This window comes from Actinomadura sp. CNU-125 (assembly GCF_001942465.1).
GTDB lineage: Bacteria > Actinomycetota > Actinomycetes > Streptosporangiales > Streptosporangiaceae > Spirillospora.
Genome location: NZ_MKJY01000033.1, coordinates 16201 through 39334 on the forward strand (window position 1 = coordinate 16201; position 23134 = coordinate 39334).

The 23134-nt window shown below is 72.9% G+C and carries 22 protein-coding genes and 3 pseudogenes; 20 read left to right on the plus strand and 5 right to left on the minus strand.

All coding sequences use genetic code 11. The features are described from left to right. The first annotated feature begins 36 nt into the window (after positions 1-36). The 4 genes from BJF79_RS04940 to BJF79_RS04955 all read left to right on the plus strand — a co-directional run bounded on the left by BJF79_RS04940 (position 37) and on the right by BJF79_RS04955 (position 3274). Entirely contained in the window at positions 37-1263 is a 1227-nt protein-coding gene (locus BJF79_RS04940; protein ID WP_075895221.1) for an NAD(P)/FAD-dependent oxidoreductase, read from the plus strand. 161 nt (positions 1264-1424) lie between these two features. Then, positions 1425-1877, plus strand: coding sequence for a GtrA family protein (locus BJF79_RS04945; protein ID WP_075895267.1), 453 nt, complete (start codon positions 1425-1427; stop codon positions 1875-1877). Next, the gene (sigJ, locus tag BJF79_RS04950; protein WP_262401546.1) at positions 1807-2739 is read left to right on the plus strand and encodes an RNA polymerase sigma factor SigJ; all 933 of its coding nucleotides are present in this window, start codon (positions 1807-1809) and stop codon (positions 2737-2739) included. The genes BJF79_RS04945 and sigJ overlap by 71 nt, the downstream gene beginning before the upstream one ends. 103 nt (positions 2740-2842) lie before the next feature. Beyond that, positions 2843-3274: a carboxymuconolactone decarboxylase family protein gene (locus BJF79_RS04955; RefSeq protein WP_262401559.1), complete on the plus strand. Its 432-nt coding sequence runs from the start codon at positions 2843-2845 to the stop codon at positions 3272-3274. Positions 3275-3508: 234 nt separating this feature from the next. Here BJF79_RS04955 and BJF79_RS04960 read toward each other — a convergent pair. Beyond that, a pseudogene (locus BJF79_RS04960) lies at positions 3509-4207 on the minus strand (LLM class F420-dependent oxidoreductase); the annotation flags it as partial. Between the two features lie 272 nt (positions 4208-4479). On the opposite strand from BJF79_RS04960, the gene BJF79_RS04965 reads away from it, so the two are divergent. Further along, entirely contained in the window at positions 4480-4746 is a 267-nt protein-coding gene (locus BJF79_RS04965) for a MerR family DNA-binding protein (RefSeq protein ID WP_262401547.1), read from the plus strand. Here BJF79_RS04965 and BJF79_RS58500 read toward each other — a convergent pair. Further along, positions 4701-5756, minus strand: a complete 1056-nt coding sequence (locus BJF79_RS58500; RefSeq protein ID WP_262401548.1) for a maleylpyruvate isomerase N-terminal domain-containing protein — start codon at positions 5754-5756, stop codon at positions 4701-4703. The genes BJF79_RS04965 and BJF79_RS58500 overlap by 46 nt on opposite strands. A gap of 54 nt (positions 5757-5810) precedes the next feature. On the opposite strand from BJF79_RS58500, the gene BJF79_RS04980 reads away from it, so the two are divergent. Beyond that, positions 5811-7244: a PLP-dependent aminotransferase family protein gene (locus BJF79_RS04980; RefSeq protein ID WP_262401549.1), complete on the plus strand. Its 1434-nt coding sequence runs from the start codon at positions 5811-5813 to the stop codon at positions 7242-7244. On the opposite strand, the gene BJF79_RS58505 is transcribed toward BJF79_RS04980, so the two are convergent. Together BJF79_RS58505 and BJF79_RS58510 are read right to left on the minus strand one after the other, a co-directional pair. Beyond that, on the minus strand, positions 7225-8037 hold the full coding sequence (locus BJF79_RS58505) for a hypothetical protein (RefSeq protein ID WP_262401550.1): 813 nt from the start codon (positions 8035-8037) through the stop codon (positions 7225-7227). The two genes, BJF79_RS04980 and BJF79_RS58505, sit on opposite strands and share 20 nt — an antisense overlap. A 23-nt stretch (positions 8038-8060) precedes the next feature. Next, positions 8061-8507 (minus strand): ABC transporter ATP-binding protein, encoded by a 447-nt coding sequence (locus tag BJF79_RS58510; protein ID WP_262401551.1) that lies wholly within the window; start codon positions 8505-8507, stop codon positions 8061-8063. A gap of 163 nt (positions 8508-8670) precedes the next feature. Between BJF79_RS58510 and dnaG the strand changes: the two are divergent. From dnaG to BJF79_RS05000, 5 genes and pseudogenes are all read left to right on the plus strand, one after another. Beyond that, a pseudogene (gene dnaG, locus BJF79_RS04990) lies at positions 8671-9792 on the plus strand (DNA primase); the annotation flags it as partial. After that, on the plus strand, positions 9756-10376 hold the full coding sequence (locus BJF79_RS66510) for a hypothetical protein (protein ID WP_410050050.1): 621 nt from the start codon (positions 9756-9758) through the stop codon (positions 10374-10376). The pseudogene dnaG and the gene BJF79_RS66510, both read left to right, overlap by 37 nt. After that, entirely contained in the window at positions 10283-10714 is a 432-nt protein-coding gene (locus BJF79_RS58515; protein WP_262401560.1) for a hypothetical protein, read from the plus strand. The genes BJF79_RS66510 and BJF79_RS58515 overlap by 94 nt, the downstream gene beginning before the upstream one ends. 71 nt (positions 10715-10785) lie before the next feature. Then, the gene (rpoD, locus tag BJF79_RS04995; RefSeq protein WP_075895224.1) at positions 10786-11931 is read left to right on the plus strand and encodes an RNA polymerase sigma factor RpoD; all 1146 of its coding nucleotides are present in this window, start codon (positions 10786-10788) and stop codon (positions 11929-11931) included. A gap of 163 nt (positions 11932-12094) precedes the next feature. Then, positions 12095-12565, plus strand: a complete 471-nt coding sequence (locus BJF79_RS05000) for a YbjQ family protein (RefSeq protein ID WP_075895269.1) — start codon at positions 12095-12097, stop codon at positions 12563-12565. A 55-nt stretch (positions 12566-12620) separates the two neighbouring features. On the opposite strand, the gene BJF79_RS05005 is transcribed toward BJF79_RS05000, so the two are convergent. Further along, positions 12621-13868 (minus strand): molecular chaperone DnaJ, encoded by a 1248-nt coding sequence (locus BJF79_RS05005; RefSeq protein WP_083733173.1) that lies wholly within the window; start codon positions 13866-13868, stop codon positions 12621-12623. A gap of 164 nt (positions 13869-14032) precedes the next feature. Between BJF79_RS05005 and BJF79_RS05010 the strand changes: the two are divergent. From BJF79_RS05010 to BJF79_RS05050, 9 genes and pseudogenes are all read left to right on the plus strand, one after another. Continuing rightward, positions 14033-14607, plus strand: a pseudogene (locus tag BJF79_RS05010) (TerD family protein). Positions 14608-14684: 77 nt separating this feature from the next. Continuing rightward, complete coding sequence (locus BJF79_RS05015) at positions 14685-15263, plus strand: TerD family protein (RefSeq protein WP_075895225.1); 579 nt, start codon at positions 14685-14687, stop codon at positions 15261-15263. 77 nt (positions 15264-15340) lie between these two features. Next, positions 15341-16447 carry a DUF475 domain-containing protein gene (locus BJF79_RS05020; RefSeq protein ID WP_075895226.1) on the plus strand — a complete coding sequence of 369 codons (1107 nt, stop codon included), beginning with the start codon at positions 15341-15343 and terminating at the stop codon, positions 16445-16447. 108 nt (positions 16448-16555) lie between these two features. Further along, the gene (locus tag BJF79_RS05025; RefSeq protein WP_075895227.1) at positions 16556-17134 is read left to right on the plus strand and encodes a TerD family protein; all 579 of its coding nucleotides are present in this window, start codon (positions 16556-16558) and stop codon (positions 17132-17134) included. A gap of 28 nt (positions 17135-17162) precedes the next feature. After that, positions 17163-18377 (plus strand): HpcH/HpaI aldolase/citrate lyase family protein, encoded by a 1215-nt coding sequence (locus tag BJF79_RS05030; protein ID WP_262401561.1) that lies wholly within the window; start codon positions 17163-17165, stop codon positions 18375-18377. Between the two features lie 26 nt (positions 18378-18403). Then, on the plus strand, positions 18404-19786 hold the full coding sequence (locus BJF79_RS57000) for a phosphoribosyltransferase family protein (protein WP_075895228.1): 1383 nt from the start codon (positions 18404-18406) through the stop codon (positions 19784-19786). Beyond that, positions 19783-20895 carry a cysteine protease StiP family protein gene (locus tag BJF79_RS57005; RefSeq protein WP_075895229.1) on the plus strand — a complete coding sequence of 371 codons (1113 nt, stop codon included), beginning with the start codon at positions 19783-19785 and terminating at the stop codon, positions 20893-20895. The genes BJF79_RS57000 and BJF79_RS57005 overlap by 4 nt, the downstream gene beginning before the upstream one ends. Continuing rightward, a complete protein-coding gene (locus tag BJF79_RS05045) occupies positions 20892-21698 on the plus strand; it encodes an HAD family hydrolase (protein ID WP_075895230.1) in 807 nt (268 codons plus the stop codon). Before BJF79_RS57005 ends, BJF79_RS05045 begins: the two co-directional genes overlap by 4 nt. 106 nt (positions 21699-21804) lie before the next feature. Further along, positions 21805-23112 (plus strand): amylo-alpha-1,6-glucosidase, encoded by a 1308-nt coding sequence (locus tag BJF79_RS05050; protein WP_075895231.1) that lies wholly within the window; start codon positions 21805-21807, stop codon positions 23110-23112. Positions 23113-23134: the final 22 nt, after the last annotated feature.

A 23134-nucleotide genomic window follows, 5' to 3' on the forward strand; every position in this document is an offset into this window, starting at 1 on the left:
ACGTGAGGATGACTCAAGGTGACCATAGGAGGCATCATGCCCGAGGGGACGTTCGTCATCGTGGGCGCCGGCCTGACCGGCGCCAAGGCCGCGGAGACGCTCCGGGAGGAGGGTTTCGCCGGACGGATCGTGCTGATCGGCGAGGAGATCGAGCGCCCGTACGAGCGGCCGCCGCTGTCGAAGGGGTTCCTGCTGGGCGCGGAGCCGCGGGACAAGGCGCACGTCCACGACGCCGAGTGGTACGGCGAGCACGACGTCGAACTGCGGCTCGGGGTGGCGGCCGACGCGCTCGACGCGGCCGCGCACGTCGTCCGGCTGGCGAGCGGCGAGCGGATCGGCTACGACCGGGCGCTGCTGGCCACCGGCGTGGCGCCGCGGCGGCTGGACGTCCCGGGGGCGCGGCTGCAGGGGATCCACTATCTGCGGACGATGGCGGACGCGGCGGAGCTGAAGCAGGCGCTCGTCCACGGTGGCCGCCGGGTCGTGGTGGCCGGGGCGGGCTGGATCGGGCTGGAGACGGCCGCGGCTGCGCGCGCGCACGGCAACGACGTGACGGTGATCGAGCCGGAACCCGTGCCGCTGCACCAGGCCGTCGGGCCGGAGATCGGCGGGATGTTCGCCGACCTGCACCGCGACAACGGCGTCGACCTGCGCCTGGAGCAGGGCGTCGCGGGGTTCTGGGGCGCCGGGCAGGTGTCGGCGGCGGTGACGTCCGGCGGCGCGGAGGTGCCCGCGGACGTCGTGATCGTCGGCATCGGGGTGCGGCCGAACACCCGGCTCGCGGAGGGCGCGGGCCTGGAGGTGTCGGACGGGATCCTGGTGGACCAGTCGCTGCGCACGTCCGACGCCGACGTGTTCGCGGCGGGCGACGTCGCCAACGCCTACAACCCGCTGCTGGGCCGCCGGATCCGCGTCGAGCACTGGGCGAACGCGCTGAACGGCGGCACGGCCGCCGCCCGCGCGATGCTCGGCCGCGACGTCGTCTACGACCGCGTCCCGTACTTCTTCAGCGACCAGTTCGACCTCGGCATGGAGATGTCGGGCGTCGCCTCGCCGGGGGAGTACGACGAGGTGGTGTACCGGGGCGACCGTGCCGCCGGCGAGTTCGTCGCGTTCTGGCTGTCGGGCGGGCGGGTCGTCGCGGGCATGAACGTGAACGTGTGGGACGTGACCGGCGACGTCCAGGAACTCATCCGGTCGGGACGGCCGGTGGACGCGGCGCGGCTCGCCGATCCGGCCGTCCCGCTCGCCGACCTGCGCTGACGAGGCGTTCCGGGGCGGACGGCGGCGCGTCGGCGGCGTGTCGGCGGCGTGTCGGCGGCGTGTAGGCGGCCCGCCGCCGCGGGCCGCCGGCCTCGGGCGTCCCCGCAGGCTCCTCCCAAGGTATGAGTTTCCCTCGGGTAAGGTCTGGGCGAGTGAGCACCATGCAACGGTCGAGGCCGACCGAAACGGTCGCGACCGTCCGGCCGAAACGCACGTTCCTGCGCGAGCTGCTCACGTTCGGTTTCGTCGGGACCATCGGCACGCTGATCATGATCCTGGGCGCGAACCTCATGCGCGCCTGGCTCGGCGACAGCCCCATCACCAGCGTCGTCGTGCCCGGGATCGTCTCCACGCTGACGTCCTACCTCGCCAACCGCTTCTGGACGTTCCGGCACCGCGACAGCGACGGGTCGGGCCGCGAGGTCGTCGTCTTCTTCGCGCTGAACGGCCTCGGGATCCTCATCCAGGTGGCGTGCACCGGGTTCACCTACTACACGCTCGGCCTGCACGGCGGCATCGCCTACAACCTCGGGCTGCTCGCCGGTGTCGGCCTCGGCGCCGCGTTCCGGTACTGGTCGTACAAGAAGTGGGTGTTCACCCCTGCCACGACCTGAGGCGGGCCGCCTGGACGACGAGTGGGCGCTGCACCGTCCGGCGGTGTTCGGCGCCGCGTACCGCATCACCGGCTCCGTCGCCGACGCCGACGACATCGTCCAGGACACCTGGCTGCGCGCGGCGGACGCGTCCCTCGACGACGTCCGCGACCTGCGCGCCTGGCTGATCACGGTCGCCGCGCGCCGCGCCTACGACGTCCTGCGCTCCGCCCGCGCCCGCCGCGTCGACTACGTCGGCCCGTGGCTGCCCGAACCGCTCCTGACCGGCCCGGACGCGGCCGAGCCGGTGCTCGTCGACGACACGCTCGGCACCGCGATGCTGCTGGTGATGGAGGAGCTGTCGCCGCCCGAGCGCGTCGCGTTCGTCCTGTACCGGGCGTTCGGCGTCCCGTACGAGCGGATCGCGGAGGTGCTCGGGAAGACGCCCGCCGCGTGCCGCCAGCTGGTGTCGCGGGCGGGCCGTAAGGTCGCCGCCGCCCCGCCGCCGTCCGGCGGGCCCGAAGGCGCCCGCGTGCTGGCCGCGTTCCGCGCCGCCTACGAGCGCCGCGACGAGGCCGCGCTGCTCGAACTGCTGGACCCGGACGCCGCCTACACCACCGACGGCGGCGGCCGCGTCTTCGCCGCCCGCAAGGTCGTCCGCGGTGCCGCGCGGATCGCGACCGCGCTGCTGCGGACGTCCGTCAATTACGGCTTCCGGTCGACCCCCGCCGAGGTCAACGGCGGTCCCGGCATGCTGGTCCACCGCGACGGACGGCTCGTTGCCATCGACGCGCTGGAGATCGCGGACGGTCGCGTGGTCGCCTACCGGCGCGTCCTCAACCCGGCCAAGCTCGACGGCGGCGGCCGCGCGGACGCGCGCTGAATCGAGCGCCGAACCGCGCGCCGAATCGGACCCGGGTATCGCTGTCACAACCCCGGCGGGTGCGTCGTCTCCCTGGCGACGAAAGGAGACGACCATGCCGCGCATGCTGCTGCAGGAGGCCAGCCCCGAGGTCTACCAGGGGATCATCAAGACGGCCGGGGTGATCCACAAGGGACCGCTCGACCCCGCCGTGCGGGAACTGATCAAGCTTCGGGCGTCCCAGCTCAACGGGTGCGCCTACTGCGTGGACATCCACTCCCGGGACGCGCGCGACCAGGGCGAACGGGAGGAGCGCCTGCACCACCTCACCGTCTGGCGGGAGTCGCCGCACTACACCGGTGCGGAGCGGGCCGCGCTCGACTACACCGAGGCGGTCACCCGGCGCGAGCCGGTCACCGACGAGATGTGGAAGGCGCTGCGCGAGCACTACCCGGACGACCGGGAGGCCGGCGACCTCGTGGGGCTGGTGGCGATCATCAACGCGCTGAACCTGTTCGGGGTGCCGCTGCACTACCACGAGATGATCCCCGGCTGAGGAACGCGCGGCGCCCCGGACTCCGGGGGCGGCCGCGCGCGTCACCGTCCGGCCGGGACGGGCTTCACCGCCCCGCCGGGACGATCTTCTCCGTCTGCGCCCGGGCCTCGCCGAGCAGGCCGACCAGGTCCTGGCCGGTGCTCTGCGAGAAGAGCCCGTGGTCGCGCCCGCCTCGGCGAGCCTGCCGATCGTGTCGACGGCCGCGTCCACCGACGGCGGGCCCTGGAAGATCGACAAACAGGTCTTCTCGATGTCGGCGTAGTCGCGTCCCTCCCGCTCGCAGTGCTCGCGCAGGACGTCGAGCTTGCGTGGCAGCTCGTCGCCGTCGAACAGGTTGCAGGCGTCGGCGTACTTCGCGACGAACCGCAGCGTCTTCTTCTCGCCGCTGCCGCCGATCAGGATCGGCGGGTGCGGGGGGCGCAGCGCGGGCGGCGAGTTCAGCGGACGCTCCAGCCGGTAGTGCTCGCCCTCGAACGGCGCCTCGTCGCCCCGCCACATCCGGTGGGCGATCCGCAGCGTCTCCTCCAGCCGCTCGAACCGCTCGGCGGTCGGCGGGAACGCGATGCCGAGGCCCCGCGACTCCTCGTCGTTCCACGCCGCGCCGATGCCGAGCCACGCCCGTCCGCCCGACAGGACGTCCAGGGTGGTGACCGTCTTCACGAGGATCCCCGGGTGGCGGTAGGTGACGCCGGTGACCAGCGTCCCCAGCGTGATGTTCTCCGTCAGCGCCGCCGCGTACGACAGCGCCGAGTACGCCTCCAGCATCGGCTCCTCGGGAGGGCCGACCATGTCGATCTGGAAGAAGTGGTCCATGACCCACAGCGAGTGGAGCCCGGCCTGGTCGGCGTCTCGGGCGATGCCCCCGAACGTCGGGCCGATCTGCTCGGGCCCGCCGGGGAAGGTGAAGCTGGGGACCTGAAGTCCGATGCGCATGCTGGTCCTTCGTCGGTGCCGGTGGACGGTGTCGTCGCAACCCTGGTGCCATCACTCTGCGACCTGGAGCGCGCTCCAGGTCAAGCGCGCCGTACCCGCCATCGGGGTGCGGTGAACGTCTCCTTGACCTGGAGTGCACTCCAGGTGGGAAGCTGGCCGGGTGAGTTCTTACACTCCGTCCGAAACCGCCGAGAAGAGCGGCTTCAGCATCGACACCCTGCGGTACTACGAGAAGATCGGCCTGCTGTCGGGCATCGCGCGGAACGCGGCGCGTGTTCAGCGACGACGACCTGCACTGGCTCGGCCTGCTGCGGTGCCTGCGCGAGACCGGGATGCCCATCGCCGAGATGCTGCGCTACTCCGAGCTCGTCCGGGGCGAGGGCGAGACGGTGCGGGAGCGCCTCGACCTCCTGCGGGCCCACGACCGGCGGGTCGAGGAGCAGATCGCCCGGCTGCGCGACCAGCAGCGGCACATCCACCGGAAGATCGACCTCTACCGCGAGAACCTCTGCGACGGCGCCGCCCCCGCCCCATCCTGACCCTGCCCCTGATTCGAACCCGTGAGGACGAGTTCGGCGCGGGCCCACGTCGCGGCCCTGTCGAAGACGTCGGCGGCGTCCGTCTCCCACGTGACGGAGCGGATCTCCCCGCGGTCGCGGTACCGCCGCATGATCGCGACGTGCTCCGGAAGCCGCACGAAGCCGCGCAGCGCGGCGCCGTCCGTCCAGACCGACACCGAGCCGCACCGGCGCTCCCGCGGGAGCGACCAGAGCCAGAGCCCGACCGCGCCCGGCAGGTCCGGCCAGGAACGGCGCAGCGCCGTGCCCGCCCGGAAGACGCCCGGGAGGTCGCGTGCGCGGGCGCACGTGAAGTCGGTGACGGCGACGAGGAGGGACCCCGAGCCGGGAGCCGGGAGGGGAGCCGGGCCGGGGGTCCAGGCGCTCCTCAGCATCGGACGGGGGAGCGGCCGAGGAGGGCGAGCAGGCGGTCCCGCGGTCCGCGCCGTCGGCGGCCGGGACGGGCGCGGCGAACGCCTCGCCCGGTCCGCGCCCGTCCGCCGGGACGATCGCGGCGATCGCGAGCGACGCCTCGACGAGATCGGCGTCCGGCTCCCACCCGGCGCCGACGCGACGGCCGCGTCCCACGCGTGCACGACCACGTCCACCAGGTGGAACCCGATCGCGAGGGACGCGGGCACCGTGACGCCGTCGCCGATCTCGGGGAGGAAGAACTCGTCGCGCGGGCCGGTCGCGGCGAACGCGGCGGTGACGCGGTCGGCGGACGCCTCGGCGGCGGCGTGCGGGTCGCCGCCGAGGTCGGTGCCGCGCCAGACGGACGGGCGCGCGCCCTCGCCCCGCGCGGCGGCGGCGAACCCCGAGTCCTGGTCGAGCTGGTGCCGGATCAGGCCGTGCAGCGTCCAGTCCGGGCACGGTGTGGGCAGGGCGAGCATGTCGGTCCCGACCTGCGCGATCGTGCCGAGCCAGAGGTCGAGGCCGCTGCGGTCGAGGTCGCGGAAATCGGTGGAAAGCAGCTCTTTCGTGAGGCTCATGCCGTCACCGTAAGGCGGCAGAGCGGCCCGGTCACAGGGCCAAAATTGCGCCGAATGACTGAGCCGATCTACCGTCACCGGGTGGACCTCCATGTCAGCCTGGTCGGCCGGAAGGACCTGTCCGGGCAGATCTACCGGCAGTTGCGGGACGCGATCCTGGACGGCAGGCTGCGGGCCGCCGAGCCGGTGCCGCCCACCCGCGAACTGGCCCGGCGGCTCGCCGTCTCCCGCAACACCGTCGCCGTCGCCTACGACCGCCTCGCCGCCGAAGGGTTCCTGCGCAGCCGCGTCGGCGCGGGCACGTACGTCCAGGACGCGGGCGCGGCCCCGCGCGGCGCCCCGGCCGCGTCGCCGCTGCGCCCCCGCCCCGTATGGGACGAACTGTCGGTCTGGCCGCGGCCCATGCCGGGCATTCGCTTCGACCTGCGCGCCGGGATCCCGGACGTGCGGCTGTTCCCGTTCGAGGCGTGGCGGCGGATCACCGCCGGGGTGCTGCGCCCGTCCGGGCTGCGCGACGCCGCGTCGGCGGGCGACCCGGCCGGGCTCGCCGGCCTGCGGGAGGCGATCGCCCGGCACGTCGGCGTCTCCCGCTCGGTACGGGCGAGCCCGGCGGACGTCGTCGTCACCTCCGGCACGCAGCAGGCGATCGACCTGATCGTCCGCGTCCTGCTCGAACCCGGCGACGTCGTGGCCGTCGAGGACCCCGGCTACCCGCCCGTCGTCACGCTGCTGCGCGCCGCCGGGCTGCGGGTGGCGGGCGTGCCCGTGGACGGCGACGGACTGCGGGTCGACGACCTGCCCGGCGACGCCCGCGCGGTGTACGTGACGCCGTCCCACCAGTTCCCGCTGGGCATGCCCATGTCGCTGCCCCGCCGCCGCGCCCTCCTGGACTGGGCGCGGCGCCGCGACGCGGTGATCGTCGAGGACGACTACGACACCGAGTTCCGGTACGGCGGACGCCCGATCGAACCGCTGCAGAACCTCGACGAGGACGGCCGCGTCCTGTACACCGGCACGTTCTCCAAGGTCATGCGGCCGGTGCTGCGCCTGGGGTTCCTCGTCGCGCCGCCGTCCCTGCACCGCGCGTTCCGGCTGGCCCGCTACGCGTCGAGCTGGCACGCCGAACTTCCCGCGCAGGCCGCGCTCGCCCGGTTCATCGACGAGGGCCTGCTCGCCCGGCACGTCCGCCGCTCCCGGCGCGCGTACCGGGCCCGGCACGAGCGGGTCGCCGAACTCGCGGGCCGCTGGTCGCGGCCCGTCCCGTCCGAGGCCGGGCTGCACCTGAGCGCGCTGCTGCCGGAAGGGACGGACGACGCGGCGGTCGCGCGGCGCGCGCTCGCCGCCGGGGTCGGGCTGTTCGCCCTGTCGGAGTTCGCCGTGACCGGGCCCGCGGCCCCCGGCCTCGTCCTCGGCTACGGCGCCGTCGCGGAAGCCGGGATCGACGCGGGATTCGCGCGGCTGGACCGGATCATCGCCGGACGGGCGTGACCCGCCGGCCGTCCGCGTCGAAGATCAGCATCCGGTCGAACGAGACGGTCAGCGCCACGTGCTCGCCGGGGTTCGGCCGCTGGCCGGGCCCGATCCGGAAGATCAGGTCGGACCGGCGATGGTGCCCCGAGTGCTCCTCCTCCGCCGGCGGCTCGGCGGCCGCGGCGGGACGGCCGCCCAGCATCGCCCGCACCCGGTCGCGCACCCCCGGCCGTCCGGTCTCGGCGTACCCGACGCGGACGGGACGGCCCACCTCGTTCGCGTCCACGGTCGGGATCCCCGCCCCCGCGTAGGCCAGCCACTCGTGCCCGTGGAACTCCAGCGACCGGACCTGCCCGGACAGGACCGTTCCCGGCGGGGCCGGCGTCCCGGCGGCGATCGGCGTCAGCGTGTCCGGGCGGATCCCCACGATCACCTGGCGGCCGTGCTGGCTGATCAGCCAGGACGCGCGCGGATCGTCCCACGGCACCAGCAGCCGCTGCGCGCCGAAGTCCAGTTGCAGGCCCTCGCCCTCGACGGCCCACAGCGTCGCCTGCAGCAGGTTGATCGGCGGCGAGCTGAGGAACGCCGCGACGAACACGGTCGCCGGATCCTCGTAGATCTGCTCGGGCGTGCCGACGTCCTCCAGCACGCCGTCGCGCAGGACGGCCATGCGGTCGGCCATCGTCATCGCCTCGATCTGGTCGTGCGTGACGTAGACCGTGGTGGTGCGGCTGGAGCGCACCAGCGCGGAGATCTCCACGCGCAGCTCAGTGCGCAGCCCCGCGTCGAGGCTCGACAGCGGTTCGTCCATCAGGAACAGCGACGGCTCGCGGATCAGCGCCCGGCCGATCGCCGCCCGCTGCCGCTGCCGCCCGACAGCGTCGCCGGCAGCCGGTCGATCATCGTGTTCAGGCCCAGCGCGCGCGCCAGCTCGACCACCCGCGCGGACGCCTCGGCGCGATCGTCCCCCGACACCTCCAGCGGGAACATCATGTTCCCCTTGACGGTGCGGTGCGGGTACAGGGCGCCCTCCTGGAACACCATCGCGACGTTCCGCTCGCGCGGCGTCAGCTCGTTCGCCACCGAACCGTTCAGCCACAGGTCGCCCGAGGTGATGTCCTCCAGCCCGGCGATCATCCGCAGGATCGTCGACTTGCCGCAGCCGGACGGTCCCAGCAGCACGAACAGCTCGCCGTCGTTGATCCGCAGGCGCACGTTGCGGACGGCCGCCTGCCCGCCGGGATAGATTTTCTCGACGCCGTCGAGCACAACATCCGTCATCGGGTCCGCCTGGGGGTGGGCAAAATCTCGGTTCGCCATCACACCGCGCACCGGTCCCGGTTGTCCATAGCCGCACCATGGTTACCCGCCGTTAACCGGACCGGGTCCGGCCACCGGCGTTCCCGACCGGCCGGGGGCGCCGGTTCCCGCCGGGATGCCTCGGATGTCGTTCCCCCGCCGTAGACTCCCCGACGTGGCAGGCCGTATTCGCAATGAGGACATCGCGCTCGTCCGCGAGCGCTCGTCCATCGCCGACGTCATCGGCGAGTACCTGCAGCTGCGCAACGCGGGCGGCGGCAACCTCAAGGGGCTGTGCCCCTTCCACGACGAGAAGTCCCCGTCGTTCAACGTGACCCCGGCGCGCGGCCTGTACTACTGCTTCGGCTGCGAGGCGGGCGGCGACGTCATCAAGTTCGTCCAGGAGATCGACCACCTGTCGTTCTCCGAGGCGGTCGAGCGGCTCGCCGCCCAGGGCGGCATCCAGCTCCGCTACGAGGACGACGGGCGGCGCGGCCCCCGGCAGGACGGCGGGCAGCGCGCCCGGATGCTGGAGGCGCACAAGGCCGCCGCCGAGTTCTACGCCGAGCGGCTCGCCGCGCCCGAGGGCGAGATCGCCCGCCGGTTCCTGTCCGAGCGCGGCTTCGAGCCCGCCGACGCCGCGCGGTTCGGCGTCGGGTTCGCGCCCCGCGAATGGGAGGGGCTCGTCCGGCACCTGCGCGGCGCGCTCGCCGACCGGGACGTCGTCACCGGCGGCCTCGCCAAGGAGGGGCGGCGCGGGCCGATGGACCGGTTCCGCGGCCGGCTGATGTGGCCGATCCGCGACCTGAGCGGCGACGTCGTCGGGTTCGGCGCGCGGCGCCTGTTCGACGACGACGAGGGCCCCAAGTACCTGAACACCCCCGAGACGCCGCTGTTCCACAAGGGATCGGTGCTGTACGGGGCCGACCTCGCCAAGAAGGCGATCGCGCGGCGGCGGCAGGCCGTGGTGGTCGAGGGCTACACCGACGTGATGGCGTGCCACCTGTCGGGCGTCGAGACCGCCATCGCGACGTCCGGGACGGCGTTCGGCGACGACCACATCAAGGTGCTGCGCCGCCTCCTGATGGACCAGGACGAGTTCCGCGGCGAGGTGATCTTCACGTTCGACGGCGACGCGGCCGGGCAGAAGGCCGCGCTGCGGGCCTTCGACGACGAGCAGAAGTTCGTCAGCCAGACGTTCGTGGCCGTCCAGCCGGACGGTCTCGACCCGTGCGACCTGCGCATCCGGCACGGCGAGGCGGCCGTGCGCGACCTGGTGGCGTCCCGGGTGCCGCTGTTCGAGTTCGCGGTGCGCAGGCCATCGAGCGGCACGACCTCGACACCGTCGAGGGGCGGCTCGCCGCGCTGGACGCCGCCGCCCCCGTCGTCGCGGCGATCAAGGACCGGTCGCGCCGCCACATGTACGCGATCAACCTGGACCGCTGGCTCGGCATCATGGACGAGCAGTTCGTGTTGCGCCGCGTCCGCGAACTGGCCGCCCGCCGGCACGGCAACGGCGGCCAGAACGGGCGGGGCGGCCCGAACGGGCGGGGCGGCGACCGCGCGGCGGGAACGCGAACGCCCGGAACGGCGGCGGCCCCAACGGCGGCCGGAACGGCGCCGGTCCGAACGGCGGCCCGAACGGCGGCCCGAACGGCGGGGCGCAGGCGTCCGGGGGGCCCGCGGCGCCCGCTCGTCCGGCCGTCGACCCGAACGATCCCGAGGTGCAGCGGGAGCGCGAGCTGCTCAAACTGGCCGTGCAGCGCCCGGCGCTGCTCGGGCCGGGCTTCGACGAGGAGGTCCTGCCCGAGGCGTTCCTCGCGCCGCAGCACGCCGCCGTCCGCACCGTGATCGGCTCGGCGGGCGGCGTGACGGCGGCCGGCGCGATCTCCGAGTGGGTCGGCGCGCTCCTGGAGCTGTCCCCGAACGAGCAGGTCAGAGACCTGATCACCATGCTCGGAGTCGAGCCGGTACGGTCCGCGTCCGAATCGGACGACCGTTATGCCGCGGAACTGCTGGCCCGAATCCAGGAGCGGCAGCTCACCCGCATGATCGCCGACGCCAAATCTAAACTCGGGCGGCTGAATCCGGCCGAGAACCCCGAGGAGTACAACCGGCTCTTCGGCGATCTTGTCGCGCTTGAGCAGCAGCGACGGGTGTTGCGTGAGCGCGGTCTTGGAGCGCAGTAGGTCAAGCGCCCGCAAAATGGGTCCTGTGATCTAGGCCGCATTTATCGCAGACTGTCCACGTGGGCCCTTCGGTGCTGCCTAGCGAGGCGCCATCGGTTGATCAGGTGGCGGACCTCGTCGCACGTGGCAGAGAGCGCGGCGGTGTGACCGTCGCGGACGTCGCTGCCGCGCTCGACCGCTCGGACTTGCCGGACGACTCCCTGGAACGGGTCGTCCGGATGCTCGCGGAGCAGGGGGTGGACGTCCTCGAACCCCAGCAGGAGAACGAGGACGCCGCGCGGGTTGATGAGGGAGACCTCGGCAAGCGGGCGCCGACGAGCGACCTGGTCCGGATCTATCTGAGAGAGATCGGTCGCGTACCGCTTCTCACGGCAGAAGATGAAGTAGAACTCGCGAAGTCGATCGAGGCGGGACTGTTCGCGGAGGAGAAGACGGCGCGCGCCGCCGTCCTCGACCGCGGCGAACGGATCGACCTCGAACTCCTCGCCCGCGAAGGCAGGCGGGCGAAGCAACGACTGATCGAGGCCAACCTGCGGCTCGTGGTCTCGATCGCCAAACGCTATGTGGGGCGGGGAATGCTGTTCCTCGACCTGATCCAGGAGGGAAATCTCGGACTCATCCGAGCGGTCGAGAAATTCGACTACACGAAAGGGTTCAAGTTCTCCACCTACGCCACGTGGTGGATCCGCCAGGCGATCACCCGGGCCATCGCCGACCAGGCCCGCACGATCCGGATCCCCGTGCACATGGTGGAGACGATCAACAAGCTCGTCCGCGTGCAACGCCAGCTCCACCAGGACCTCGGACGCGAGCCGACGCCCGAGGAGATCGGCCTGGAGATGGCACTGACGCCCGTCCGGGTCGTGGAGATCCAGCGGATCTCCCAGGAACCGGTCTCGCTGCAGTCGCCGATCGGTGAGGAGGACTCCGACCTCGGCGACTTCATCGAGGACGCGGACGCGGTCGTCCCGATCGAGGCCGCGGCGTTCATCCTGCTGCAGGACCAGCTGGAGGACATCCTCGGCACGCTGTCGGAACGGGAGCAGCGCATCATCCAGCTGCGCTTCGGCCTGGCCGACGGTCATCCGCGCACCCTCGAGGAGGTCGGCCGGGAGTTCGGCGTGACCCGGGAGCGGATCCGCCAGATCGAGTCCAAGACGCTCGCGAAACTCCGCCACCCGTCCCGCGCGCAGATGCTGCGCGAATATCTGGAGTGAACCCCATGGCCACGGCGGGCGCGCGCGCGGAGGGCCGCGGTGGGGAACGCGGCGAGAGCCGCGCCGGGCGCGCCCGTCCGTGGCGGGGGACGCCCGCGCGCGGCGATGCGCAGGTACGGGCGAACGTCGCATTCCGTCCGTCCCGTCGATTACCGTTGTGACCATGCTGATCGTGACCACTGACGGCCTGGCGGGTTTCGAGATCCGCAGCGTGCTCGGCGAGGTCCTGGGCGCCGCCGTCCAGCCCGACCAGGGCATGGCGCCGCAGCACGGGCCGTCCGGCAGCAGCTCCACGTTCCGGGTGACGGGGGAGCGCCCGGCGCCCGGGCTGAGCGCGGCCCGCCGCGAGGCGGTGGACCGGCTCGGCGAGGAGGCGCGCCGCAAGGGCGCCAACTCGGTCGTCGGCATGCGCTTCGACACCGCCCCGATCGGCGGCGGCGCCTACGAGGTCTGCGCCTACGGCACGGCCGTCTGGGCCGAGCCCGCCGCCGCGCCGCCCCGCGACCAGGCGCCGCCCATGCCGCAGCACGGGCAGCAGCACGGGCAGGTGCCCCCGTACAAGGACCCCGGCCCCGGCGGCCCCCCGATGGCCGCGCGCAACCTGACGATGGGCGTGCACGACCGTCCGCGCTGATGGCCGCGCCGGCCGTCCGTGCCGACCGTCCGTGCCGCCCTGGCCGTCCGGGGCGTCAGCCCTGCGCGGCCCGCTCGGAGCGGATGCGGGTGACGACGTCGCCCGCCGCCGTCTTGATCGACTCGAGTTCTTGCAGGTACGCCCAGTAGTCGGGGTGCGTGCCCGTGAGGCGTCCCGGCGCCTTCTCCAGCCGTTCGACGAGGCCGTCGAGGACGCGCGCGTGGTGCGGGGCCGCGCCGCCGGGCTGCGCGACGGCGAGGCGCTGCGCGTCCCGGACGGCGAACCGCACGCCTCGACGGGTCCGGCGGGATCGGCGGCGACCTCGTCCAGCCGCTCGACCCGTCCGGTGACCTGCCCGGCGCGGCGGTCGGCGGCGTTCAGCTCGGTGCGGGCCGCGGTCAGCGCCTGCTGCGCCTGCTTCCACTCGGCGCGGCGCGGCGTGATCGGCGGCCTCGTCCAGCCGCTCGCGGGCGCGTCCCACGCCCGCCTCGATCGCGTCCGGCGCGCCCCGCAGGTCCTGCCAGCAGGACTGCGAGTACTTGCGCAGCATCGTCTTCATCGCCTGCCGGACGGTCCCGACGCGGTTCGCGACGACGTCCACCCGCGTTCTGACCGAGTTCAGCGAGTTGCGGACCTTCTCGCCCTGCTTCGGCAGCTCGGCCGCCGCCTCCCGCGCGCGTTCGGCGGTGTCGCGGATCTCCTCGGCCCGGCGCAGCGCGCCGTCCAGGCCGAGCCCGCCGAGGCCGCGGGACGACAGGACGCCGAGGGACTCCTTGGCCCGGTCGAGTTCGGCCGCCGGGTCGGACGCGTCCATCCCGGCCTCCCGCGCCGCCGTCACGGCGGCGTCGGCGGCGGCCACGGCGTCGCGCGCCGCGCCCAGCTTCGGCGGCAGCCGGTCGAGGGCCGACTCCAGGCGCGCCATCTTCGGCGAGAGCCGCTCGGCGAAGCCGTTGAGGTCCCGGGTGGTCTTCTGCAGCCGCTCGGTGCACGCGACGAACGCGCGGCGGGCCGCGTCGTACTCCGCCGGTGACCGATCCTGGTCGCTCACGTCGTGCGCGTCGACGACCGAGATGTACGCCACGGACGCGGCGTCGGCGGCCTCCGACAGCCCGGCGAACTCGCGCCGGGCCGGTTCGGCCGCGCGGGCGTCCAGATCCTCGAAGACGGTGACGCGGCCGCCGATGAACTTCTGCGCCTGGTCCATGTCGTAGAAGGCGGACGCGGCCGCCTCCCTGGCTTCGATCGCCGCCGCCGCCTCCTGCGCCCCCCGGCCTCGCCTGCGCTGGTCGCCCGCACCCCGCAACGCCGCCTCCCTTCGTCCACTGTCCAGTGTCGCGCAGTACGGCCCCCTTCCGGTAATGCCGACGTCCCGGATGGAACGGATAGCATCGCTGCTACGTCGATATACCGGGACGCCCGTACGAACCGAGGTGCGTCCGGTGAAGACATGCGATCTTGGAGGAACACGTGGGCGTCAGTCTCAGCAAGGGCGGCAATGTCTCGCTCACCAAGCAGGCGCCGGGGCTGACGGCGGTGACCGTCGGCCTGGGCTGGGACCTGCGCACCACCACCGGCACCGACTTCGACCTGGACGCATCCGCGCTCGTCCTGGAGGCTCCGGCAAGATCATCACCGACCAGCACTTCGTGTTCTTCAACAACCTGCGCACGCCGGACGGCGCGGTCGAGCACACCGGCGACAACAAGACCGGCGCCGGTGAGGGCGACGACGAGCAGATCAAGGTCGACTTCGGCGCGATGCCGGCCACCGCCGAGCGGGTGGCGTTCGCCGTGTCGATCTACGACGCCGACTCCCGGAGCCAGAACTTCGGGCAGGTCCGCAACGCCTTCATCCGCGTGATGAACCAGGGCGACGGCACCGAGCTCGCCCGTTACGACCTCACCGAGGACGCCTCGATGGAGACCGCGATGGTGTTCGGCGAGCTGTACCGCGCCGGTGCGGAGTGGAAGTTCCGCGCCGTCGGCCAGGGCTACGCGTCGGGGCTCGCCGGAATCGCGACGGACTTCGGCGTCAACCTCTGATCGCTCGCCCCCCGCCCGTGAACCGGGCGGGGGGCGAACCGCACGGAAACAGTCTGCACGGAAGGGGTGGCCCGTACATGGGTGTCTCACTCGCCAAGGGCGGCAACGTCTCGCTGACGAAGGCCGCGCCCAATCTCACGGCGGTCGCCGTCGGCCTCGGCTGGGACGTCCGGGCCACCACCGGCGCCGACTTCGACCTGGACGCGTCCGCGCTGCTGCTCGGCGAGTCCGGGAAGGTGCTGTCGGACCAGCACTTCGTGTTCTTCAACAACCTGACGAGCCCGGACGGGTCGGTCGAGCACACCGGCGACAACCTGACCGGTGAGGGCGAGGGCGACGACGAGGTCGTCAACGTGGACCTCGGCGGCGTGCCCGCCGAGTGCGAACGCATCGTGTTCCCCGTGTCGATCTACGACGCCGACAACCGGCACCAGAACTTCGGCCAGGTCCGCAACGCGTTCATCCGGATCGTCAACCGGGCCGACGACGCCGAGCTGGCGCGCTTCGACCTGTCCGAGGACGCCTCGACCGAGACCGCGATGGTGTTCGGAGAGTTGTACCGTCACAACGGTGAGTGGAAGTTCAGAGCGGTCGGCCAGGGGTACGCCTCCGGTTTGGCCGGCATCGCCATGGACTTCGGCGTCAATGTCGGCTGAACGACCGTCGGCTGAACAACGGCCCCCGCTGGCCGGGCGGGACCCGTCCGGCCGAACTGACTAGCAGAAATACGCGCATGATTCTTCGCACCTTCGGGTGGTCCTTCGGCATCACGGTCCTCGGCCTGGTCGCCGCCTTCTTCTATGACAGGGCCACGGGCCTCGCGCTCGTCGCGGTCCTGGCCGTTCTCGAGATCTCGCTCTCGTTCGACAACGCCGTGGTCAACGCCAAGGTGCTCGACCGGATGAGCGCGTTCTGGCAGAAGATCTTCTTGACGATCGGCATCGCGATCGCGGTGTTCGGCATGCGGCTGGTGTTCCCGCTCGTCATCGTCGGGATCACCGCCCGGCTGGGGCCGATCGAGGCGTTCGACCTGGCGTTGAACGACTCCGGCAGGTACCACCACCTGATGGAGCAGGCGTACCCGACCATCGCGGCGTTCGGCGGCATGTTCCTGATGATGCTGTTCCTGAACTTCGTGTTCGAGGAGCGCGACGTCCAGTGGCTGACGTGGCTGGAACGCCCGCTCGCCGTGATCGGCAAGCTCGACCAGCTGGCGGTCGTCATCGCGGGCGGCGCCCTCGCGCTGGTCGCCACGATCTGGGCCGACGACCCCGGCGAGGTCATGATCGCCGGTGTGCTGGGCATGGTCACCTACATCCTCGTGAACGGGCTCGGCGAGCTGTTCTCCGAGGCGAGCGAGATCGACGACGATGACGACGGCGCCGAGGACGAGGTCACGATCCGGCGGTCCGGGCCGAGCGACCTCGCCAAGGCCACCGGCAAGGCCGGGTTCTTCCTGTTCCTCTACCTGGAGGTCCTGGACGCCTCGTTCAGCTTCGACGGCGTCATCGGCGCGTTCGCGATCAGCACCGACCCGATCATCATCGCGCTCGGCCTCGGCATCGGCGCGATGTACATCCGGTCGCTGACGGTGTTCCTCGTCCGCAAGGGCACCCTGCACACCTACGTCTACCTGGAGCACGGCGCCCACTGGGCGATCGGCGCCCTCGCCGTCTGCATGCTGATCGGCATCGGCGGCCACGTCCCCGAGTGGATCACCGGCGGCGCGGGCCTGATCATCGCCGCGTTCGTCAGCTCGGTGATGCGCAACCGGAACGGGGACGACGGCCCGGCCGCCCCGTCCGGCGAGGACAAGACGCTGCACGCCGGAAAGGTCTGATACCCGGACCGAGCGCCGACGGCCCCGCCCCCGACCCCGGCCCGCTCCCACCCCGCCCCCTGTCCGACGACCCACGCGAATCCCCATCGATCACCGAAGGAGCCGACGATGTCGATCTCGCTGCAGAAGGGGCAGAAGGTCTCGCTGGCCAAGCCCGGGGGCGGCAGCCTCACCCGCGTCCGGATGGGCCTGGGCTGGGACGCCGTCGCCAAGAAGGGCCTGTTCGGCAAGAGCCGCGCCCAGTCCATCGACCTGGACGCGTCGTGCCTGCTGTTCGACGCCGCCGGGAACCTCGCCGACCAGGTGTGGTTCCGCCAGCTGCAGAGCAAGGAAGGGGCCGTCCACCACACCGGCGACAACCTGACGGGCGAGGGCGAGGGCGACGACGAGGTCATCAACGTCGACCTGCAGCGGATCCCCGACAACGTCCACCAGTTGGTCTTCACGGTCAACTCCTTCACCGGCCAGGACTTCTCGCAGATCGCGAACGCGTTCTGCCGGCTGGTGGACGAGAGCACCGGGCAGGAGATCGCGCGCTACGAGCTGTCCGAGGGCGGCCGGCACAACGCGCAGATCATGGCGAAGGTGTCGCGGGACGGGAGCGGCTGGTCGATGACGGCGATCGGCGCGACCGCCTCCGGGCGGACCTTCCAGCACCTGCTGCCCGCGGTGTCGGCGCACCTGTGAGCGACCCGATCGGGCGGCCGTGACGGTCATGCACCACCCCGGAACGGGACGCGCCGAGCCGGACGGGGGCTCGCGGCGGTCCGGCATGCGGCATTTCGATCATGTCGATGCCGCCCGCCGCAAGCACCTGTTCTTCCGGCACCCGCGCCCGTTCGCCCGGCACGACGACCCGTCGGTCCTCGCCGTGGCGCTCGGCGCGACGCTCTACTGCCCGGCGACCCGCCCGGCCCTCGCCGACGCCATCGGCAAGGCCGCGCGGCGCGGGGTGAAGAGCATGGTCGTGTGCCTGGAGGACGCGATCGCCGACGGCGACGTGGTCCAGGGCGAGGCGAACCTGGTCGCCGCGTTCACCGACCTGCACGCGCGCGGGGGAGCGGCGCCGCTGCTGTTCGTCCGCGTCCGCGCCCCCGGGCAGATCGGGGACCTCATCGACCGGCTCGGCGGCGCCGCCGAGCTGGTCAGCGGGTTCGTGCTGCCGAAGTTCGGCGCGTCCGCCGGTGGAGCGTTCCTGGACGCGCTGGCCGACACCGCCGCCCGCAGCGGGCTGCCGCTGCTGGCCATGCCGGTGATCGAGAGCCCCGAGACGGTCTACGGCGAGACGCGCGCCGAGATGCTGCACGACGTCGCGCGGCTGCTCGCCAAGCACCGCGACCGGATCCTGGCGGTCCGGCTGGGCGCGACCGACATGTCCGCCGCGTACGGGCTGCGCCGCCCCCCGGACCTGACGATCTACGACATCCGCCCGGTCGCGGGCGTGATCAGCGACGTCGTCAACGTGCTCGGCCGCGCCGACGGCACCGGCTTCGTGATCACCGGGCCGGTCTGGGAGTACTTCTCGGCGGGCGAGCGGATGTTCAAGCCGCAGCTGCGCAGCACCCCGTTCGACGTCCAGCGGGCGGCGCCGCTGCGGCAGCGGCTGATCACCTCCGACCTGGACGGGCTGATCCGCGAGGTGCACCTCGACAAGGCCAACGGCCTGATCGGCAAGACGGTGATCCACCCGAGCCATGTCGCGGCCGTCCACGCGCTGTCGGTCGTCACCCACGAGGAGTACTGCGACGCCGCCGACATCCTCGGCGTCGCCGGGGGCGGGGCGATGGCGAGCGCGTACGCGAACAAGATGAACGAGGCCAAGCCGCACCGGGCCTGGGCGGAGCGGCTGATGCTGCGCGCCCGGGTGTTCGGCGTCGCCGCCGAGAACGTCACGTTCGTCGAGCTGCTCGAAGCCGCCGACGTGCCATGATGCGAAATATGGGGAGGCGACCGGAGATGACCGGCGCCGGTGCACGGGCCGGTGCGTGGGCGGGGACGTGGGTCGCGGAACGGCTCGGCGTGCGGCTGACCGACGGCGCGCGCCCGGTCGGCGCCGGGCTGTCCGACCTCGTCGGGCTCGCGGTCCGCCGGAACCCGCGCCGCGCGCACCTGCTGGTGTCGGCGGTGCTGGGCAAGCACGTCCCCACCGACCCGCGGCTGGTGTACGGCGCCGGGCTGCTGCTGGGCGGCCTCGTGCGCGCGCGCCTGAACGACGCGGACGTACCGTCCCGCGCGGGTTCGCTCCTCACGGGCGCTCTGGACGGCGCACCGGGCGCGGCGGCCGCACTACGGGACGTCCTGTGCGAGCCTCAGCAACCCCAGGACGCGATCGTGTTCGGCTATGCGGAGACCGCGACGGCCCTGGGGCACTCCGTGGCGGATGCTCTGGGCGGCGCGTACTACCTGCACTCCACGCGCCGTCCGGTACCGGGCTTCACCACCTACGGAGGGTTCGAGGAGGAGCACAGCCACGCCACGAGCCACCTCCTGCTCCCCGCGGACTCCGCCGCCCTCGACCGCGACGTCCCCATGGTCCTGGTGGACGACGAGCTGTCGACCGGACGCACGGTGCTGAACACGATCGAGGCGCTGCACGCCGTCCGCCCGCGCCGCCACTACGTCCTGGCCGCCCTGGTCGACCTGCGGGGCGACGAGGACCGGGCCCGCATGGACGCGCTCGCCGCCCGGCTGGGCGCCCGCATCGACGCCGTGGCGCTCGCCGCGGGGCGCGTCGAACTGCCCGAGGGCATCCTGGCGGCCGGGCAGGCCCTCGTGGCGAGCCTCACCGAACCCACCGAATCCGGGGCGGCTCCCGCGGGCGACGCGTTCCCTGTGACCCGTGCGCGGCTCGACTGGCCGTCCGGGCTTCCCGACGGCGGGCGGCACGGGTTCCTGCCCGCACACCGCGCGCGCTTGGAGAAGGACCTGCCGCGTATGGCCGACACCATCGCGGACGGTCTCGGCGACGGATTCTCCCGGGTGCTCGTCCTCGGCTTCGAGGAGCTGATGTACGCGCCCCTGCGTCTCGCGGAAGCGCTCGCGGACGCCCTGCAGGGCGTGGGCGTCCGGTACTCGACGACGACGCGTTCGCCCGTCCTCGCGGTGGACGACCCCGGCTACGCCATCCGGACGCGCCTCGCGTTCCCTTCGCACGACGATCCCGCCGACGGGCCGGGGGAGCGGTACGCCTACAACGTCTCCGCGGGGTTCGACCGGATCGTGTTCGTGGTGGACGGCCCAGGGGACACCGACGTCCTGGCCAGTGGCCTTCTGCCCCGGCTGCGCGCGCTTGCCCCGGTGACGATCGCCACCGTCCCGTCCCACAGGAGACCAGCGTGAAGCCGCTGCACGGCCCGGAATTCGGCAGCTACCCCGCCGAGGACGTCACGTGGCTGCTGAAGGACCTCTCGGACGTGGAACTGGAGGCGCCCACCGAGGAACGCGAGGCCGCGATCCAGGCGGGCCGCGCCCACTACGCGGAGTCGCTCCCCGTCGAGTACCAGCCCGGCCCGGAGTACCGGCGGCTCTTCCACGCGGCCCTGGACGCCTCCGCCGAGCGCATCGCGTACGCGACGGGCCTCGTCACCGAGCTCGTCCTCGCCGAGCGCGGCCCGGACGCCGTCCTGGTGTCGCTCGCCCGCGCCGGAACGCCCGTCGGGATCCTGATGCGGCGCTGGGCGCGGTTCGCCCACGGGCTCGACCTGCCGCACTACGCGATCAGCATCGTGCGCGCCCGGGGCATCGACGGCACCGCCCTGCGGTACCTCGCCGGGCGCCACGACCCGTCCCGCGTGATGTTCGTCGACGGCTGGACGGGCAAGGGCGCGATCACCCGGGAACTCACCGACGCCCTCCGCGGCGGCCCGTTCCGCCCCGACCTCGCCGTCCTGGCCGACCCCGGGCGCTGCACCCCGCTGCACGGCACGCGCGACGACTTCCTGATCCCGTCCGCCTGCCTGAACTCGACCGTGTCCGGGCTGGTCAGCCGCACCGTCCTCAACGCCGACCTGATCGGCCCCGGCGACTTCCACGGCGCGAAGTTCTACGCCGATCTCGCCGCCGACGACGTCTCCGCGCTCTTCCTCGACGCCGTCCGCGCCCGCTTCGACGACGTCGCCGAACGGGTCGCGAAGGACCTGCCCGCCCTCCGCGCCGCCGACCGGACACCCGACTGGTCCGGGTGGGACGCCGTCCGCCGCTGGGCGCGCGCGCAGGGCACCGACGACCTCAACCTCGTGAAACCGGGGATCGGGGAAACGACCCGTGTACTTCTGCGACGGGTGCCCTGGAAGGTGCTCATCCGCGCGGACGCGGGGCCGGAGGTGACGCACATCCGCCTGCTGGCCCGGGAACGCGGCGTCCCGATCGAGGAAGTCGCCCCGGACGCCTTCCCGTACGCCTGCATGGGCTTCATCCACCCGAAGTTCGGCAAGGGGGCCGTTCAGTGACCGTCCTTGTGTGTTCCGACCTGGATCGCACGCTCATCTACTCGCAGGCCGCGTTCGCCTTGGACGGCCCAGACGAAACGATGCCGCGCCTCCTGTGCGTGGAGTTCTACCAAGGAAAACCGCTCTCCTACATGACGGAGAAGGCCGCACGCACCCTGGAGGACCTCGCGGCCGCGGCCACGTTCGTCCCGACCACGACGCGCACGCCCGAGCAGTACCGTCGCGTCCGCCTGCTGGAGAAGCCGCCCGCGTACGCGATCTGCGCCAACGGCGGGCACCTCCTCGTGGACGGCGCCGACGACCCCGACTGGTCCGCGTCCGTCCGGACCCGCGTCGCCGGCGAGTGCGCGCCCCTCGCGGAGATTCGGGAACACCTCACGGGCGTCTCGGGCGACTTCGTCCTGAAACGCCGCACCGCCTCCGACCTGTTCGCCTACACCGTCGTCGACCGCGCCGCCCTACCCGCGGGCTGGGTGGACGACCTCACCGGCTGGTGCGCCGACCGCGGCTGGCGCACGTCCCTGCAGGGCAGGAAGGTGTACTGCCTGCCGTCCGGCCTCACCAAGGCCGCCGCCGCGGCCGAGGTCGCCCGCCGCACCGGCGCCGCGTCCATGCTCGCCGCCGGGGACAGCCTCCTCGACGTCGACCTCCTCGACGCCGCCGACGCCGCCGTCCGGCCCGCGCACGGCGAGCTGCACGACACCGGACGGACGTCCCCGACCACGAGCGTCACGGCGTCCGGCGGCATCGTTGCGGGGCAGGAGATCGCGGAATGGCTCCTGTCACGGGCCGCCGCACCGTAGAAAATCACGTGCCTCTACCCCGCATCGTCGGGAACGAACTTCGCCAGGGGGCTCGTCGTGGCACGGATATGGGGTCACAATCGCAGTGAGGAGGCCCCCTGAACACATGAGCTCCCGGCTGACCGGAGACGAGACCGCGCTGTGGCAGGCCGCGGCGTGCGTGCTGGACGCCAACTGGACGGGCGCCGCGACCGCCGCGTCGCCCGGCCTCTACCCGCACCAGTGGAGCTGGGACTCGGCGTTCGCCGCCCTCGGCCTCGCCCGGCACCGCCCCGACCGCGCCCGCCGCGAACTGCTGTCGCTCTTCCGCGGCCAGTGGGCGGACGGGATGCTCCCGCACATCGTGTTCAACACGCGCCTCGACCGGCGGGCGTTCTTCCCCGGCCCGGAACTGTGGTGCAGCGAGCGGCAGCCCGCCGCGCCCCGCGGCGTCCGCACGTCCGGCCTGACCCAGCCGCCGCTGCACGCCCTCGTCGCGCTGCGCCTGCACCGGGCCTCGCCCGACCGCGCGTTCGCCGCCCGCCTCTACCCGATGCTCGCCGCCCAGCACCGCTACCTCGCCCAGGTGCGCGACCTGGAGTCCAGCGGCCTCATCGCGATCTGCCACCCGTGGGAGTCCGGTCTCGACAACAGCCCCGCCTGGGACCGTCCGCTCGGCGGCATCGACCTGCCGCCGGACGCCTTCGCGCCCGCCCGCAGCCCGCGCGCGCTCCCCAGCGGCGAGGACTACGACCGGTACGTCCGGCTCGTCACCCTGCTCCGCGAGACCGCGTACAGCCCCGGCCACATCCGCGAGACGCACCCGTTCGCCGTCGAGGACCCCCTCGTCAACGCCGCCTACCTCGCCTCCACGCACGCCCTCGCCGAACTCGCCGAGATCGTCGGCGCCGACCCGGCCCCCCACCGCGAGCGCGCCGCCCGCATCCACGGGGCCCTCCTCGACCGCCTCTGGGACCCCGACGGCGGCTGCTTCCGCGCCCGCGACCTGCGCGCCGACCGGCTGCTGCCCGCCGTCACCGTCGGCGCGTTCGGCCCCCTGCTGGATCCCGAACTGCCCGCCCCGATCGTCCGCGCCCTCGTCGACCTCCTCCTGTCGGCCCGCTTCGCGGGAGCCGCCGGGTACCCCGTCCCGACGTGCGACATCCAGTCGCCCGCCTTCGACCGCTCCGGCTACTGGCGCGGACCCACCTGGATCAGCACGAACTGGCTGATCTGGTACGGCGCCCTCGTGCACGGCCTCCCCGTCGTCGCCGACCTCCTGTACGGCTCCACGCTGCGGCTCGTCCGCCAGTCCGGCTTCCGCGAGTTCTTCGACCCCTTCGACGGCTCCGGTCGCGGCGGCCACGACCACTCGTGGTCGGCCGCGCTCGTCCTCGACCTCCTCGGCGCCCGCCGCGCCCCGCGCGCGGCCTGACGCGCCCGCGCACCGCCTGATC

Bases quoted from the DNA above. Each gene is read 5' to 3' on its own strand.
- BJF79_RS57000 (WP_075895228.1), top strand. From the start codon at position 18,404: ATGACCGGCGCCGGTGCACGGGCCGGTGCGTGGGCGGGGACGTGGGTC.
- BJF79_RS58510 (WP_262401551.1), bottom strand. From the start codon at position 8,507: ATGACGGATGTTGTGCTCGACGGCGTCGAGAAAATCTATCCCGGCGGG.
- BJF79_RS04940 (WP_075895221.1), top strand. From the start codon at position 37: ATGCCCGAGGGGACGTTCGTCATCGTGGGCGCCGGCCTGACCGGCGCC.
- BJF79_RS05015 (WP_075895225.1), top strand. From the start codon at position 14,685: ATGGGTGTCTCACTCGCCAAGGGCGGCAACGTCTCGCTGACGAAGGCC.
- BJF79_RS05000 (WP_075895269.1), top strand. From the start codon at position 12,095: ATGCTGATCGTGACCACTGACGGCCTGGCGGGTTTCGAGATCCGCAGC.
- BJF79_RS58505 (WP_262401550.1), bottom strand. From the start codon at position 8,037: ATGGACGAACCGCTGTCGAGCCTCGACGCGGGGCTGCGCACTGAGCTG.
- BJF79_RS05050 (WP_075895231.1), top strand. From the start codon at position 21,805: ATGAGCTCCCGGCTGACCGGAGACGAGACCGCGCTGTGGCAGGCCGCG.
- BJF79_RS05020 (WP_075895226.1), top strand. From the start codon at position 15,341: ATGATTCTTCGCACCTTCGGGTGGTCCTTCGGCATCACGGTCCTCGGC.
- BJF79_RS04945 (WP_075895267.1), top strand. From the start codon at position 1,425: ATGCAACGGTCGAGGCCGACCGAAACGGTCGCGACCGTCCGGCCGAAA.
- BJF79_RS58500 (WP_262401548.1), bottom strand. From the start codon at position 5,756: ATGAGCCTCACGAAAGAGCTGCTTTCCACCGATTTCCGCGACCTCGAC.
- BJF79_RS04955 (WP_262401559.1), top strand. From the start codon at position 2,843: ATGCTGCTGCAGGAGGCCAGCCCCGAGGTCTACCAGGGGATCATCAAG.
- BJF79_RS05025 (WP_075895227.1), top strand. From the start codon at position 16,556: ATGTCGATCTCGCTGCAGAAGGGGCAGAAGGTCTCGCTGGCCAAGCCC.
- BJF79_RS04980 (WP_262401549.1), top strand. From the start codon at position 5,811: ATGACTGAGCCGATCTACCGTCACCGGGTGGACCTCCATGTCAGCCTG.
- BJF79_RS05030 (WP_262401561.1), top strand. From the start codon at position 17,163: ATGCACCACCCCGGAACGGGACGCGCCGAGCCGGACGGGGGCTCGCGG.